This window comes from Arthrobacter psychrochitiniphilus, assembly GCF_003185915.1.
Lineage (GTDB): Bacteria > Actinomycetota > Actinomycetes > Actinomycetales > Micrococcaceae > Specibacter > Specibacter psychrochitiniphilus.
This window is the reverse complement of the sequence record NZ_QHLZ01000010.1, coordinates 22,271-35,945: the sequence shown is the minus strand read 5'-3', so window position 1 is coordinate 35,945 and position 13,675 is coordinate 22,271. Positions and strand designations below refer to the sequence as shown.

Genomic DNA, 13,675 nt, shown 5'->3' with positions numbered 1-13,675 from the left:
GCGGTAGCGTTATGGAATGACTAGCTGGAATATGCATCCCCGTGCCGCCTTTGACTTGGAAACCACAGGCAAGGATCCCCGCACGGCCCGGATCGTCACCGCCTCGATCGTGGTGTTTGATGAGGCCGGAGCCGTGGCGGACACGCACGAATGGTTGGCCGATCCCGGCATGGACATTCCAGAGGAAGCCGCCGCCATCCACGGCATCACCTCCGAGCATGCCCGGGAGCACGGGCGGCCCTCGGATGTGGTCACGGCCGAGATAGGCGCCGTCCTGTCCACCCTGTTTGCCAACAATATTCCCGTGATCGCCTTCAACGCCAGTTATGACTTCACGGTGCTAGCCCGTGAGGCACACCGCCATGGACTGGCCCAAATCACGGCAACCCCCGTCATTGACCCCTTTATTTGCAACAAACATCTAGACAGGTTCCGCAAAGGCAGCAGAACCTTGGTGGCCTTGTGCGAGGAGTACGGCATCACGCTCGAGGACGCCCACACCTCCGCTGCCGACGCCGAGGCCACGCTGAAGCTGGCTGATGCCCTCGCCGCCAAGTACAGCGCGTTGCGCCTTGACACCACCGAGCTGCACAAAGCACAAGAGGGGTGGGCCAGAGAGCAAGCTGCCGATTTCCAGGCCTATTTGCGCCGGGTCAAGGATCCTGCCGCAGTCATCGAAGGTGATTGGCCGGTCCTGCCCTGAACCACCAGCTAGCAAGATCCCGCCCAGCTATGGCCTAAATCACAGGCGCGATTCACCAAGGCGGGAACTTTTCTACCCGTCAGTAGTGCGTTGCGTTGCCCCGGTCACAGTTCACTGCCCGCACAAATGGCCCAATGATCGGAAGATTCTTTCCTTCTTCCCACACTTGACTGCCCATAAGTTCACATCCGCCATATTCTCGGAGTGAATGACATAATTTAGTTTTGTTGGTTGAGTCCTGCTAAGAAGCTCCTGTGAGTTCTTCTTTTACTCCCCACACCATGCTTACGCCCCCTTTCCGATCCTTTTTTCGGCCTGGGCACCTGTAAAGAAAGTGAACGATTGATGAAGAAATCTGCCCTAAAGTGGCTCACAACCGTCCCGGTTGCCTTGACGCTGGCCTTCTCACTCGCTGCCTGCGGCGGCGGTGCCGGTGACACCAGCTCCGCAAAGTCCACGGACGCTTTGGCTGGCAGCGATCAGGTTTCGCTGGATAAGTACACCACTGCCGATGTCATCCCCCTTGACTCCGTCAAGAAGGACGAGCTTGGCTTGACCACCCCCGGCATCATCTCGGTGGGTACACTCTCTGACGCCCCGCCGAACATCTTCCTCAAGGACGGTGTTTTCACCGGCTACGATAACGAGCTGCTGCGCGCCATGGCTGCCAAACTGGATCTGAAGGTCGAATTCAAGTCCACTGACTTCAGCGCCTTGCTCGCACAGGTGGAGAACAAGCAGTTCGACGTTGGCTCCTCCTCCATCTCCACCACGGACGCCCGCCGCAAGAATGTTGGCTTCACCAACGGTTACGATTTCGGTTACATGGCCGTTGTTGCCAAGACTGATTCGCCCATCAAGGGCTTTGCGGATCTGACCGACAAAACCCGCATCGCTGTTGTTCAAGGCACCGTCCAGGATGACTACGTCACCAACACCTTGGGCTTGCAGGCTGTCCGCTTCGCGGATTACAACACGGCCTACGCGAACTTGAAGAACGGCCAGGTTGACGCTTGGGTTGCTCCTTCCCAGCAGGCCACCGGCCAGGTCAAGGACGGCGACGGCACCGCCATTGCCGAGGAGATCGTCAACACCCAAAACTTCACCGCCTACGCTGTGAACTCACAGAACAAGGCGCTGACGGATGCCCTGAACTCCGCCCTGGATGCGGTCATTGCCGATGGCACCTGGTCCAAGCTGACCAAGGAGTGGTACCCCACCCGCCCCATGCCCGCGGACTGGACACCCGGTTCCAAGGCAGTAACGGTTCCGAAGGCCTAATTTATGGATGTACTTGAGCAGCTCGCAAAAACGTTTTTTGACTGGGAGGCCATGGGGGCAGTAGTCCCCGAAATGCTCACAGTCGGTTTGCCCAACACCCTCATCTTGGCCGTCTCCTCGGCCTTCTTCGGGTGTGTCCTGGGCATGATCTTGGCCGTGATGGGCATTTCCCGCAATCCCTTCCCGCGCTGGATCGCCAGGATTTACACGGATATTTTCCGCGGACTGCCAGCCATTTTGACCATTCTTCTGATTGGTCTCGGGCTGGGCCCGGTGTACCGGATCTTGACAGGGAGCACCAACCCCTACCCCTTGGGTATTTTGGCGCTCTCCCTCATGGCCGCTGCCTACATTGGCGAGATTTTCCGTTCGGGCATTCAAAGCGTTGAAAAGGGTCAGCTCGAGGCATCCCGAGCCCTGGGGTTCAGCTACGGATCAGCAATGGTCCTAGTTGTTATTCCCCAGGGCATCCGCCGGGTCCTTCCGGCACTGGTGAACCAACTAATTTCCCTGATCAAGGACTCCTCCTTGATCTACATGCTCGGTCTTCTGCCTTCTCAGCGGGAAATCTTTCGCGTCGGTAACGATTCGGCCGCCAACACCGGCAACCTCTCACCCTTGATTGCCGCCGGATTGCTTTACCTCTGCCTGACTATCCCGCTCACGCATTTGGTGAACTACATGGACAAGCGCATGCGTGAGGGCAAGGCCCAGAAAATTGAGCCCGATGAAGCGGCCGCAGCTATTGGAAAGGGTGCGTAGAGCATGAGTGATTTTAAGTCAGGCTCCCTGAGCGCCACCAACATCCATTTGGCGTTCGGCTCCAACAAGGTGCTACGCGGTATTGACCTGCACGTTCCGCAGGGCACCACGGCATCCGTGATCGGACCTTCCGGTTCAGGAAAGTCCACGCTGCTGCGCGTCATGAACCGGCTGATCGAGCCGGAACAGGGCGACATCCTGCTCGATGGCCGATCCGTCCTCAAGGACAACCCGGACGAGCTCCGGCGCCGTATTGGCATGGTCTTCCAGCAGTTCAATTTGTTCCCCCACAAAACGGTGTTGGACAACGTGGCACTGGCGCTCATCAAGATCCGCAAGATGCCCAGGGACCAGGCCCGGGCCAAGGCTCTGGAGCAGCTGGATCTGGTGGGTCTCAAGCACAAGGCCGACGCGCGGCCGGGTAACCTTTCCGGTGGCCAGCAGCAGCGTGTGGCCATTGCCCGCGCCTTGGCGATGGAACCGGAAGTCATGTTTTTTGACGAGGCCACCTCAGCCTTGGACCCGGAACTGGTCAAGGGTGTTTTGGCGCTCATGACCGACCTGTCCAAGGGCGGCATGACCATGGTTGTTGTCACGCATGAGATGGGTTTTTCCCGCAATGTCTCCGACACCGTCACTTTCATGGATGCCGGCGTTGTGGTGGAGACTGGTCCCCCCGAGGAACTGTTCAGCGCCCCCAAGACGGACCGCCTGAAGGGCTTCCTCTCCGACGTGCTGTAACGCTTTTTAACTAACGACGGCGGCACTTGCCCCACGCTTGTTGCGTTGGGCAAGTGCCGCCGTCGTTGTTTGACGAGCAGCGGGAGGACAGGGTGGGCCCACATGTCCGAGGGACCCACTGCGAGGCACGAGCAGCGGGAGGACAGGGGGATTCACAGCTTCCGCCCAGCACGGCGGGCGTAATCTGGAAGCATGGCCGAACAGCAGCCGCACAAAGGCGCGTTTGCCCCCGCCCGCAGGGCCAGGAGCATGCTGACACGTGTGCCGGTGTGGATGTGGAGGATGTTCATGCACACCATCAGCAAGGTGGAAGTGCGGACCCTGAATTCTGAGCCCATCACCGATGTGCGGTACTGGCATGACATTGACTTTGTTGGCGACCACATCCATTGGCACCTGCTCGATGTCATGGCCCCTCCCAACACCAGCGGCGAAGAAGCCCTGCATCCCCTCCCCGTGTACGTGTATTTCCATGGTGGCGGCTGGACGTCCGGGGACAAGGCGTCCCTGACCAAATACTGTGCAGGTCAGGCCGCCAGTGGCGTGGTGGTGGTCAACGTGAACTACCGGATGGCCCCAAATTTCCATCTGGGACACGTACTGGAGGACGCCAACGCCGCGTTGGTCTGGGTTGAGGACCACATTGACCATTTCAACGGCGATCGCGAGCGGATCGTACTCGGCGGTGACTCCGCTGGTGGACAAATCTCTGCGCTCATGGCTGCAGCCACCATCCGTTCGGAGCTTGCCGAACACTATCACCTGCACTCGGCCCTGCAACCGAACCAATTGCGTGGGTTGGTGCAGCACTGCAGCATCGTGGACTTTTCGGTGTTCTTCGACAAGGGCTTTGTCATGAGCCTGAATTTCATCCGAATGCTCCTGCCCCAGGGCGATGATGCGGCCAGCCGTCGTAAAAACAAGCACCTCCACGTCCGGCATCACCTTTTGCGCGAGGCCGCCCACTACATGTCCCCCATCGAGTGGCTCGATTCACGTTGCCCACCCGTTTTCGTGACCACCTCGGAGCGGGATTTCTTCTATGACTCCAACATGAACTTCATCAAAACCCTCAGCGAGCAAGGCGTCCCGGTTGACTCCATGGTCTACAGCTGGGGCAGTTCCAACACTGAGCACACATGGCAGCAGAACTTCCGCTATCCCGAGTCCCAGGAGGTCTACCGGCGCCTAGAATCATTCATAACAAGGGTGACCGTGACTCACTGACAAGAACAAGCCCGGCTTTGTGAGGCCTCTCGTGCGTTAGACGGCGGCGGCTGCTGCCTTCGCTGCTGCTGGCAGCGCGTCAAAGATGCGGTTCATGGCGTTGTCGTCATGGGCGGCGGAGAGGAACCAGGCCTCAAACACACTCGGCGGCAGGTACACCCCGGAATCGAGCATGGAGTGGAAGAACGGGGCGTAGCGGAACACTTCCTGGCCCTGCGCATCTGCATAGTTGCGCACGCCGGAAACGGAGGTGCCAAACGCTACGGAGAACAAGTTCCCGGCCCGCTGGATGGAGTGGTCAACGCCCTCGTCGGACAAGGCAGAGGTCAACGCAGTTGAGAGTTCCAGCGAGCGTGCATCCACGGTGGCATACACGGCTGACGTTGCGGCGGTCAGTGTGGCAACACCGGCGGCCATAGCTACCGGGTTTCCGGACAGCGTGCCTGCCTGGTACACCGGTCCCAGTGGGGCCAGGTAGTCCATGACCTCCGCGCGGCCGCCCAAGGCCGCCGTGGGAAGTCCGCCGCCAATGACCTTGCCAAAGGTGAACAGGTCAGGTGTCCACCCCTCTGAAGCGCCGGTCAGGCCCCAGTATCCGGAGGCGCCAACACGGAATCCTGTCAGCACCTCATCCAGAATGAGCAGCGCGCCGTGGGCGGCGGTGATGCGGGAGAGCCCCGCGTTGAAGCCCTCCCCCGGCGTGACAACACCCATGTTGGCGGGCGCGGCCTCGGTGATGACGGCGGCAATCCGGTCCCCGTACTCAGTGAACGCGGCCTCGACGGCAGCAAGATCGTTGTACGGCAACACGAGCGTTTCGGCTGCAGTTGCGGCCGTGACACCGGCTGATCCGGGCAGTGCCAGGGTGGCCAGGCCGGAGCCAGCAGCGGCCAGCAGGGAATCGAGGTGACCGTGGTAGCAGCCGGCAAACTTGATGATGAGATCGCGGCCCGTGAAACCGCGGGCTAGGCGCACGGCCGTCATGGTGGCCTCGGTGCCGGTGGAGACCATACGCAGGCGTTCCACGCCGGACACCCGGCCCTGCACAAGAGCGGCCAGTTCACTTTCGGCCGGGGTGGAGGCGCCAAAGCTCAGGCCGTGGTCAACGGCTGTGTGGACGGCGGCCAGAACAGCAGGGTGGGCGTGGCCCAGGAGCGCCGGACCCCAGGAGCAGACCAGGTCCACGTAGTCGCGGCCGTCAGCATCGGTGAGGTAGGCACCCTTGGCGTTGACCATGAAGCGCGGTGTTCCGCCCACGGAGCCGAAGGCACGCACGGGTGAGTTCACCCCGCCGGGCATGAGGGTCTTGGCGCGGTCAAAAAGTTCTTGTGAGCTGGTCATGAAAAATCCTTGGCGTAGTTATTAGGAGAGGGGGTGAATTAGTTCTCGCGCAGCCAGCCGGCCAATTCGGCCGCCCAGTACGTCAGGATCATGGTGGCTCCGGCACGTTTAATGCTCAGCACGGATTCCTCAATGGCGGCGCGGCGGTTGATCCAACCGTTGGCGGCTGCGGCCTCGATCATGGCGTACTCCCCCGAGATTTGGTATGCGGCAACGGGGACGGGGCTCATGGCGGCAACGTCGGCCAGGATGTCCAGGTAGCTCATGGCCGGTTTGACCATCACAATGTCGGCACCCTCAGCCAGATCCAGCTCCACCTCGTGAAGGGCTTCGCGACGGTTGCCGGGGTCCATTTGGTAGGTGCGGCGGTCGCCGTCGAGCTGGGAATCCACGGCTTCACGGAACGGGCCGTAGAACGCTGAGGCGTACTTGGCTGCGTAGGCCAGTACGGAAACATCGGCGTAACCGGCGGCGTCCAGGGCCTCCCGAATCACCGCGACCTGGCCGTCCATCATTCCGGAGGGCGCCACAACGTGCGCGCCGGCAGCAGCCTGCGCCACAGCCATCTTGGCGTAAATTTCTAGGGTGGCGTCATTATCCACCTGCCCGGAGGCATCGAGCACGCCACAGTGTCCGTGGTCAGTGAATTCATCCAGGCACAGATCACTCATGACCACGAGCTCATCGCCCACCACGGCACGGACATCGCGGATGGCTTTGTTCAGCACGCCAAAGGGGTCCAGCCCGGCACTTCCCGTGGCGTCGCGTTCCGCAGGAATCCCGAACAACATGATGCCGCCGAGCCCCAGGGCCAGTGCTTCACGCGCAGCCGCCACGAGCGAGGAAGTGCTGTGTTGCACCACGCCCGGCATGGAAGTGATGGGCTTGGGTTCGCTAAGATCCTCGCGGATGAAAACGGGCAGGATCAGATCCGATGGTGCCACGGCGTATTCGCGCACCAGCTTGCGCATGGCAGCGGTGGTGCGTAGACGGCGTGGGCGGTGCTGGGGGAAACTCATGATGACTCCATAGCTGTGTGGTTCTGAAAATTTGTGCGGGCCCGTGCCAATGCGGCCACGATCCCTTCCGGCGTGGGATGCTCCGCGGTTGCCGCGACGGGCATCCCCAACCGCTCCGACTCCGCCCGTGTGGGCTCCCCAATCGCAACGACCAGGCAGCCTTTGGGTAGCGGTGTCAGGGTTGTAGCTACCCGCCGGGCTGCGCTTCCCGAAGCAAGTACGACGGCGTTGATCGCCCCCGCCTGGATCTCCCCGGCGGCTTGGGCCGGGGAAAGCTGCTGGAATCTAGGTTCCCTCGCGAGCACTAAGATTTCCCCGGTTGCTGGGCGACCTTCATAAGAGATTCCCGAGGGTTCCCCGCTGAGCTTGCGAAGAGAGGGAAGGGAATCACGCCATCCTGGCTCCGGGGATCTAGATTCCAGCGTTGCGGTCAGTCTTAGTTCAGTGCACGCCGGGTAGTCAACGGTTTTGTATGCGGTGACGGCCTCAACATCCCAGCCCTTGGCCGCGAGCCCGTCGCGCAGGGTGGGTGCGGCCAGGTTCGATGACGGCAGCAGGACACGGTTGCAGCCGGAGCCCGCGTCATTCTCCAATGGGGGCCACAAGGCAACAAGCCCGGCGGCCGATTGCACGTCCGTGGGTGCTAGATCGGCCAAGATGCCTTCGGCGGCGAGGATGTCTACTGAGGTTGGGCCGATCGTGGCCACGGACGTGCCTGCCGGAATGAGCGCGGCCAGGGACGTCCCGGCCCCTTCACACCATTGCTTTAGTGCCCGCACGGTGGTGATGGAACTGATGACCACCCACTGGAACTCTCCCGCGGCCAGCCTGCGCATTGCAGCACCCAACGCGTTCTGCTCGGCGACCTCGAAGTCAATGAGCGGCACCAAAACCGGTTCTGCCCCTGCCGCAGCAAGTGCGGCCAGCAGCGCGCCAGCCCTGTCCACACTCCGGGTGACGGCAACGCGCAACCCGGCCAGCGGTTCGGCACCAACAGGCTGGACCAGCGGGGCGGACTCGGTCATTACGCTTTGGCGCCCAAATCCGCCAGATCGGCCGCACCGCCGGCGAGTAGTTCCTCGGCCAGTTCAATGCCAAGGAGCGTGGCCCCCACAACACTGAGCCCGTCCGTGGCCTTCTTCAGCCGCAAGGAACGCCTTCCATCCAGTGAAACAACCACTGTCTCCAGGTACAGCATGGAGCCTTTACGGTGTGCGAGGGCTCCCACCGGTGCAGCACATCCTGCTTCCAACCGGGCCAAAAGCGCCCGTTCTGCCGTGATTGCCAAACGCGTATCCGTGTCATCAATGGCGGCCAGTGACTGGCCCAGAACGGCGCTCAGATCCGTGTCAGAGGCGCGGCATTCCAGGGCGAGTGCACCCTGGCCGGGCGCAGGGAGCATCACATCGGCTTCCAAGAATTCCGTGACGGCTTCGAGCCGGCCAATGCGTCCCAGTCCGGCCGCGGCAAGCACCACGGCGTCAAGGTCAGCAACTTTTCCGGGAACCACTGCGGCCTCGGGGTTTCCTGGCAAACCAGGGACCCTGCCCAGCCGGGTTTCCACGTTGCCGCGGATGTCCACGATGAGAAGATCGGCCCGTGCGGCGAGCAATTGTGCTGCCCGGCGCGGGGATCCCGTACCTACTGTGGCCCCCAGCGGAAGTTCGCTCAGTTTCAGCCCGTCGCGGGCGCACAGCGCATCCCGTGCATCCGCGCGCACCGGCACAGCTGCAAGAGCCAAGCCGGGCACGGCGGCCGTGGGCAGGTCCTTGAGTGAATGAACGGCCACGTCCACCCGTCCGTCAAGCACAGCGGAGCGCAGTTCTGCGGCGAATACGCCCGTGCCACCCATTTGGGACAGTGGTCCGGTCAGGACATCGCCGTCAGTCTTGATGGGGATAATCTCGGCGTCAAAGCCACCCACAGCACTAAGCTGTTCGGTGATCTGCCCAGTCTGGCTCAGGGCCAGTTTGCTTCCGCGGGTTCCAATTTTCACGCTTGCCACTGTTTGTGCCATGGAGATTAAGAACCACCTTGTGCGGCGGCAGGAAGTCCCACTGTGCTGCCCACTTCGGCAATGGCTGGCTTCTCACCGCGGAAATTGGCGCAGCACCCTGGATTGCACACGTCATACCAGGGCCCCAGCTTGGTCATGGCCGGGCGGTCTGCAATGTTGTTCTGCACGGTCCGCTCACAGATCAAATCCACCAGTCCCTCGACAAACTTTTGGTGAGTGCTCGGGGTGGGTGCGCGGTCAAAGGCCAGGCCAAGTTCAGCGCAAGTCTCCTTCGCCTCGGTGTCCAGATCCCAGAGGACTTCCATGTGGTCGCTGATGAAACCCAGCGGAACCACCACAACGCCCTGTGTCCCTGCCGCGGCAATGTCAGCCAAGGCATCATTGATGTCAGGTTCCAGCCACGGCACGTGAGGTGCACCTGAACGGGACTGGTACACCAGCGAGAATTCCTGCGCGGGGTCAACCCTGGCCATGATGGCCTCGGCGTTGGCAAGGTGCTGGGCCACGTAAGCCGAGTCCTGTTCAAAGATCATTGTTTGCAGTTCCGAACGGCCAGAAGCCTGCGCATCCCTGGTGGGGATGGAGTGTGTGGCGAACATGACGTGGACGGACTGCGGGTCCTTGCCCGCTGCAGCCAAGGCGGCCTTCACGGTGGCCAGTGATGCGGCTGTGCCTTCAATGAAGGGCTCAACAAAGCCCGGGTGGTCAAAGTACTGGCGTACCTTATCCACTGCCAGTTTCCCGTCCAGGCCGGTCTCGGTCAGTGCCATGCCAATGTCCTCGCGGTACTGGCGGCAGCTGGAGTAGGAGGAGTAGACGCTGGTGGTGAGCATCAAGATCCGGCGGTGACCGGAATCGTACGCGTCCTGCAGAACTGCGGGGATGTACGGGTCCCAATTGCGGTTGCCCCAGAGTACCGGCAGAGAAATGTTGCGCGCGGCCAGCTCAGCCTCAAGGGCGGCCTTCAGTGCGCGGTTCTGGGCGTTGATGGGACTGATGCCACCATTGGCACGGTAGTGGTGGCTCACCTCTTCGAGGCGCTCGTCAGGGATGCCGCGCCCGCGCGTGACGTTGCGCAGGAACGGGATCACATCGTCTTGGCCCTCAGGCCCACCGAAGGAGGCCAGCAAGACGGCGTCGTACTCGGCGGGAGCCATCACGGCATTCTCAGTTTTAGGTGCAACGCTCATCGCAGGACCTCGGCAATCTCGGCGGATTCAATCCGGCGTCCGGTGTAAAAAGGGACTTCTTCGCGCACGTGCAGGCGTGCATCGGAGTAACGCAAGCTGCGCATCATATCCACGAGATCGGTCAGCTCGTCAGCTTCCAGACCCAGCAGCCATTCCCAGTCACCCAAGGCGAAGGCGGAAACCGTGTTGGCCAGGACCTGAGGGAATTCCCGGCCCAGCATGCCGTGTTCACGCAGCATGCGGCTGCGCTCTTCGGCGGGCAGGATGTACCAATCGTAGGAGCGGACGAACGGGTACACGCAGACCCAGCCCTTCGGCTCATTCGGGCCCATGTAGCTCGGTGCGTGGGACTTGGCGAACTCAGCTTCACGGTGCACGCCCATGGCCGACCAGGCAATCTCAGTGGCCTGGAACAAAGCGGTCCGGCGAATGCTGCGCACGGCGCGCTGCAGCCCCTGTGCATCGGCCCCCACCAGCCAGATCATGATGTCGGCATCATTGCGCATGGCTGAGACGTCATAGGAGCCTCGCACGGTGATGCTCTCAGTGGCGAGGGATGCAATCAACGCATCAAATTGCGCCACCGCGTCCTCGCCGCCAGTGAAAGATCCGCTCCTCTTGAAGACAGTCCACAGCGTGAACGGCGTTTCAGCAGGAGTTTTAGTGACAGATTGTGTGTAAGTGTCTATCGTCATGGTCTCTAGTTTGCACCTAGTTCCCGTGAAACAAAAAACGGCGTTCTCTACATTGCGTAGAAAGTGCGCAAGATCACAGTCGGCGCGAGGCGTCTACCGCGGCCCGGATCTGGCGTCTGGTGCCACTGACAACCGCGGCCAAGCCGTTCCCGTGCATCCACCCACCCGTCAAAACTAATCCCGGAACCTCATTGGCCAGGGCATGGATCCGGGCCATCTTTGCCTGATGTCCCACGGCGGCAAACGGCAAGGCGCCCCGCCAACGGACCACGTCTGAGCCCAGCAGATCGGCCTCACTTATTTCAATACCGAGCAGGGTGGAGGCATCGGCGAGGGCCGTGGGCAGCAAGTCTTCTTCCTTGGGCGTGCTTGGCGTGAGGCGAACAGCATCGGAAGCTTTGACACCTGCACGGCCATAGGAAAGCCGCAACACATGCGTTCCCGGGCCCGTGGAGTCAGCCAGCCAGTCCCACTTGGCCGTTGCATGGGTCAGCGCCTTGGCCTTGATGCCCTCAACCTCGGGGGCCACCAGCACGCCGGTACCGCGCGGCTCCGAGTCGAGCTCAGGCACGTCCACCACAAGGGTGACCAGGCGGATGTCTGGGCCGGTGGCTGGCATAAAGTCCAAGATGTGCGGCAGTTCCACGCCCAGCAGCTTCACGGCAGTGGGCCCGTCCGTGGCGAGGACTAGCACCCCCGCCGATTCAAACCCGCTGTCGGTGCCATGCTGCCAGTCAACAATCCAGGGCGGGGGCGCACCGCCGTCGTATTTCCGCTGGGGGGGCGTCTGCTCCGGATCGGTGTCACCGCGGTAGACGGCGTTGATCCGATGCCCGGCATGCATGGACACGCCGGAGCTGCGCAAATCCGCCACAAGCGCGGTGACGAGGGAGTGCATGCCGCCCACCAACCCGCCTACGGCGGAGCCGGGCTTGCTTCCAACAGCGCGTTGGGCCGCCACGGCCGCCGCGAGGGAGCCGTGCTCGCGAATGCCCGCGCGCAGCCCCGGCGCCACCACATCAATGTCAAGCACTTCCGGATCGGCGGAGTGAACCCCTGCCACCACGGGAGCCACAAGGCGTTCCAGCACGCGCTTACCCATGCGCGCCCGCACCAGCTCGGCCACACTGGAGACCGCTTCCGTGGTGCCGATGCTGACGGGCATTTTGGCGTCCAAGGCAGCACGTAAAACACCGGAGGCGCCCAGGGCAGCACGCACCTCCGGGGCGCTCAAATCCGAGGGGATACCCAGAATGCCCGTACGAGGCAGGGGCACCGGGCCCTCCGCCAGCCACACCCAGGCACCGGCTGGATTGGGGGTGGTCAGTTGCGCTCCCAGCCCCAATTCGGTGGCTAGATCAGCAACAGCGGTGTTGCGGGTGGCGAAGGATTCCGCCCCCGCATCCAGCACCACACCCGCCACCTCATGGGAGGCAACGCAGCCGCCCCATGTTGTGGCGGCCTCGTAAATGCTCACCTGGAAACCCGCAGCCTGGAGATCTTTCGCGGCCAACAAGCCGGAGATACCGCCACCTACCACTACAGCCCTATTGGGTGCCGGGTGGCTCTGGGGCCTATGCGCCTTGGCTGCGATTCTGCGGTTTTCCATGGATTCCCCTTTTTTGCTGGTACGTCAGTGCTAAATAGAGTGCACAAGTTCCACGAGACGGCTCAGAACAGCCGGATCCGTCTCAGGCGGCACCCCATGACCCAAGTTCACCACATGCGAGGGCGCATGGGCGCCAGCGGCAACAACTTCGCGCACGTGTGCCTCGAGGACCTCCCACGGGGCACTGAGCAACGCCGGGTCAATGTTGCCTTGCAGTGGCACCTTTCCGCCGAGCCTGCGGTTGGCCTCATCCAGTGGCAGCCGGTAGTCCACACCCATGACATCCACGCCCACATCATGCATGGCGCCGAGAAGTTCACTGGTTCCTGTGCCAAAGTGAATCAGCGGCACCCCCAAGTCACGGACATGATCCAGGGCCCGGGACGACGCCGGGGCCACGTGTTCGGTGTAATCGGCCAGTCCCAGCGACCCCGCCCAGGAATCAAAAAGCTGGCCTGCGCTGGCACCGGCCTCGATTTGCGCACGCAGGAATTTGCCTGAGGCGTCGGCAGCCCAATTCATAAGTTCGGCCCACAGGTGAGGCTCGGCGTGCATCATGGTGCGCGGGCCCAGATGATCCCGTGAAGGGCGGCCTTCCACCATGTAGGCGGCCACAGTGAACGGGGCGCCGGCGAAACCAATGAGCGGGGTGCTACCTAGCTCTGCCACCGTCAAAGCAACGGCTTCGCGAATGGGGTCCAGCGCCGCATCCGTGAGCTCGGGCAGTGCCGCAATGTCCGCCGCGGTGCGGATGGGCTTTTCCAGCACCGGGCCTACGCCGGGAACAATATCAACACCCACTCCGGCCAGTTTGAGCGGAATGACAATGTCGGAGAAAAAGATGGCGGCGTCCACGTCATGGCGCCGGACCGGCTGCAACGTAATTTCAGCTGCCATGGCTGGCTTGAGACAGGATTCCAGCATGGTGGTACCCACCCGCAACTCCCGGTACTCGGGCAGTGAGCGCCCGGCCTGGCGCATAAACCAAACGGGACGGCGGCTAGGTGTGCCACCCCGGTAAGCCGTGATCAAGGGGGAATTTGCGGTGCGGCCATCCATCAGGGGGTGGCTTGGGCTCAGTGTCATGGCA

13 protein-coding genes are annotated in these 13,675 nt (G+C 62.1%); 5 read left to right on the top strand and 8 right to left on the bottom strand.

The features are described from left to right. Positions 1-16 precede the first annotated feature (16 nt). The 5 genes from CVS29_RS14400 to CVS29_RS14385 all read left to right on the top strand — a co-directional run bounded on the left by CVS29_RS14400 (position 17) and on the right by CVS29_RS14385 (position 4,714). Positions 17-703, top strand: a complete 687-nt coding sequence (locus CVS29_RS14400) for a 3'-5' exonuclease (RefSeq protein WP_110107032.1) — start codon at positions 17-19, stop codon at positions 701-703. 345 nt (positions 704-1,048) lie between these two features. Next, on the top strand, positions 1,049-1,984 hold the full coding sequence (locus CVS29_RS18695; protein ID WP_179442553.1) for an ABC transporter substrate-binding protein: 936 nt from the start codon (positions 1,049-1,051) through the stop codon (positions 1,982-1,984). 3 nt (positions 1,985-1,987) lie between these two features. Further along, the gene (locus CVS29_RS18690; protein ID WP_179442460.1) at positions 1,988-2,746 is read left to right on the top strand and encodes an amino acid ABC transporter permease; all 759 of its coding nucleotides are present in this window, start codon (positions 1,988-1,990) and stop codon (positions 2,744-2,746) included. 3 nt (positions 2,747-2,749) lie between these two features. Next, entirely contained in the window at positions 2,750-3,487 is a 738-nt protein-coding gene (locus tag CVS29_RS14390) for an amino acid ABC transporter ATP-binding protein (RefSeq protein ID WP_110107031.1), read from the top strand. Positions 3,488-3,679: 192 nt separating this feature from the next. Further along, on the top strand, positions 3,680-4,714 hold the full coding sequence (locus CVS29_RS14385; RefSeq protein ID WP_245932255.1) for an alpha/beta hydrolase: 1,035 nt from the start codon (positions 3,680-3,682) through the stop codon (positions 4,712-4,714). A gap of 36 nt (positions 4,715-4,750) precedes the next feature. Here the strand turns inward: CVS29_RS14385 and hemL are convergent, their stop codons facing one another. The 8 genes from hemL to hemE form a co-directional block, all read right to left on the bottom strand. After that, positions 4,751-6,055 carry a glutamate-1-semialdehyde 2,1-aminomutase gene (gene hemL / locus CVS29_RS14380; protein ID WP_110107030.1) on the bottom strand — a complete coding sequence of 435 codons (1,305 nt, stop codon included), beginning with the start codon at positions 6,053-6,055 and terminating at the stop codon, positions 4,751-4,753. Positions 6,056-6,093: 38 nt separating this feature from the next. Next, complete coding sequence (gene hemB, locus CVS29_RS14375; protein ID WP_110107029.1) at positions 6,094-7,074, bottom strand: porphobilinogen synthase; 981 nt, start codon at positions 7,072-7,074, stop codon at positions 6,094-6,096. Continuing rightward, positions 7,071-8,099: a uroporphyrinogen-III synthase gene (locus CVS29_RS14370; RefSeq protein ID WP_110107028.1), complete on the bottom strand. Its 1,029-nt coding sequence runs from the start codon at positions 8,097-8,099 to the stop codon at positions 7,071-7,073. Before CVS29_RS14370 ends, hemB begins: the two co-directional genes overlap by 4 nt. Next, complete coding sequence (hemC, locus tag CVS29_RS14365) at positions 8,099-9,091, bottom strand: hydroxymethylbilane synthase (protein WP_110107027.1); 993 nt, start codon at positions 9,089-9,091, stop codon at positions 8,099-8,101. Before hemC ends, CVS29_RS14370 begins: the two co-directional genes overlap by 1 nt. Positions 9,092-9,096: 5 nt before the next feature. Continuing rightward, positions 9,097-10,281, bottom strand: a complete 1,185-nt coding sequence (locus tag CVS29_RS14360; RefSeq protein WP_110107026.1) for a ferrochelatase — start codon at positions 10,279-10,281, stop codon at positions 9,097-9,099. Continuing rightward, complete coding sequence (gene hemQ / locus CVS29_RS14355) at positions 10,278-10,976, bottom strand: hydrogen peroxide-dependent heme synthase (RefSeq protein WP_110107025.1); 699 nt, start codon at positions 10,974-10,976, stop codon at positions 10,278-10,280. Before hemQ ends, CVS29_RS14360 begins: the two co-directional genes overlap by 4 nt. A gap of 73 nt (positions 10,977-11,049) precedes the next feature. Continuing rightward, on the bottom strand, positions 11,050-12,585 hold the full coding sequence (gene hemG / locus CVS29_RS14350) for a protoporphyrinogen oxidase (protein WP_110107024.1): 1,536 nt from the start codon (positions 12,583-12,585) through the stop codon (positions 11,050-11,052). A 30-nt stretch (positions 12,586-12,615) separates the two neighbouring features. Further along, entirely contained in the window at positions 12,616-13,671 is a 1,056-nt protein-coding gene (gene hemE / locus CVS29_RS14345) for a uroporphyrinogen decarboxylase (protein ID WP_110107023.1), read from the bottom strand. Positions 13,672-13,675 lie beyond the last annotated feature (4 nt).

What these genes read in the sequence shown, in the direction of transcription:
- CVS29_RS14400 (WP_110107032.1), top strand. Translation starts at nt 17, where the DNA reads ATGACTAGCTGGAATATGCATCCCCGTGCCGCCTTTGACTTGGAAACC.
- CVS29_RS18695 (WP_179442553.1), top strand. Translation starts at nt 1,049, where the DNA reads ATGAAGAAATCTGCCCTAAAGTGGCTCACAACCGTCCCGGTTGCCTTG.
- CVS29_RS18690 (WP_179442460.1), top strand. Translation starts at nt 1,988, where the DNA reads ATGGATGTACTTGAGCAGCTCGCAAAAACGTTTTTTGACTGGGAGGCC.
- CVS29_RS14390 (WP_110107031.1), top strand. Translation starts at nt 2,750, where the DNA reads ATGAGTGATTTTAAGTCAGGCTCCCTGAGCGCCACCAACATCCATTTG.
- CVS29_RS14385 (WP_245932255.1), top strand. Translation starts at nt 3,680, where the DNA reads ATGGCCGAACAGCAGCCGCACAAAGGCGCGTTTGCCCCCGCCCGCAGG.
- hemL (WP_110107030.1), bottom strand. Translation starts at nt 6,055, where the DNA reads ATGACCAGCTCACAAGAACTTTTTGACCGCGCCAAGACCCTCATGCCC.
- hemB (WP_110107029.1), bottom strand. Translation starts at nt 7,074, where the DNA reads ATGAGTTTCCCCCAGCACCGCCCACGCCGTCTACGCACCACCGCTGCC.
- CVS29_RS14370 (WP_110107028.1), bottom strand. Translation starts at nt 8,099, where the DNA reads ATGACCGAGTCCGCCCCGCTGGTCCAGCCTGTTGGTGCCGAACCGCTG.
- hemC (WP_110107027.1), bottom strand. Translation starts at nt 9,091, where the DNA reads ATGGCACAAACAGTGGCAAGCGTGAAAATTGGAACCCGCGGAAGCAAA.
- CVS29_RS14360 (WP_110107026.1), bottom strand. Translation starts at nt 10,281, where the DNA reads ATGAGCGTTGCACCTAAAACTGAGAATGCCGTGATGGCTCCCGCCGAG.
- hemQ (WP_110107025.1), bottom strand. Translation starts at nt 10,976, where the DNA reads ATGACGATAGACACTTACACACAATCTGTCACTAAAACTCCTGCTGAA.
- hemG (WP_110107024.1), bottom strand. Translation starts at nt 12,585, where the DNA reads ATGGAAAACCGCAGAATCGCAGCCAAGGCGCATAGGCCCCAGAGCCAC.
- hemE (WP_110107023.1), bottom strand. Translation starts at nt 13,671, where the DNA reads ATGACACTGAGCCCAAGCCACCCCCTGATGGATGGCCGCACCGCAAAT.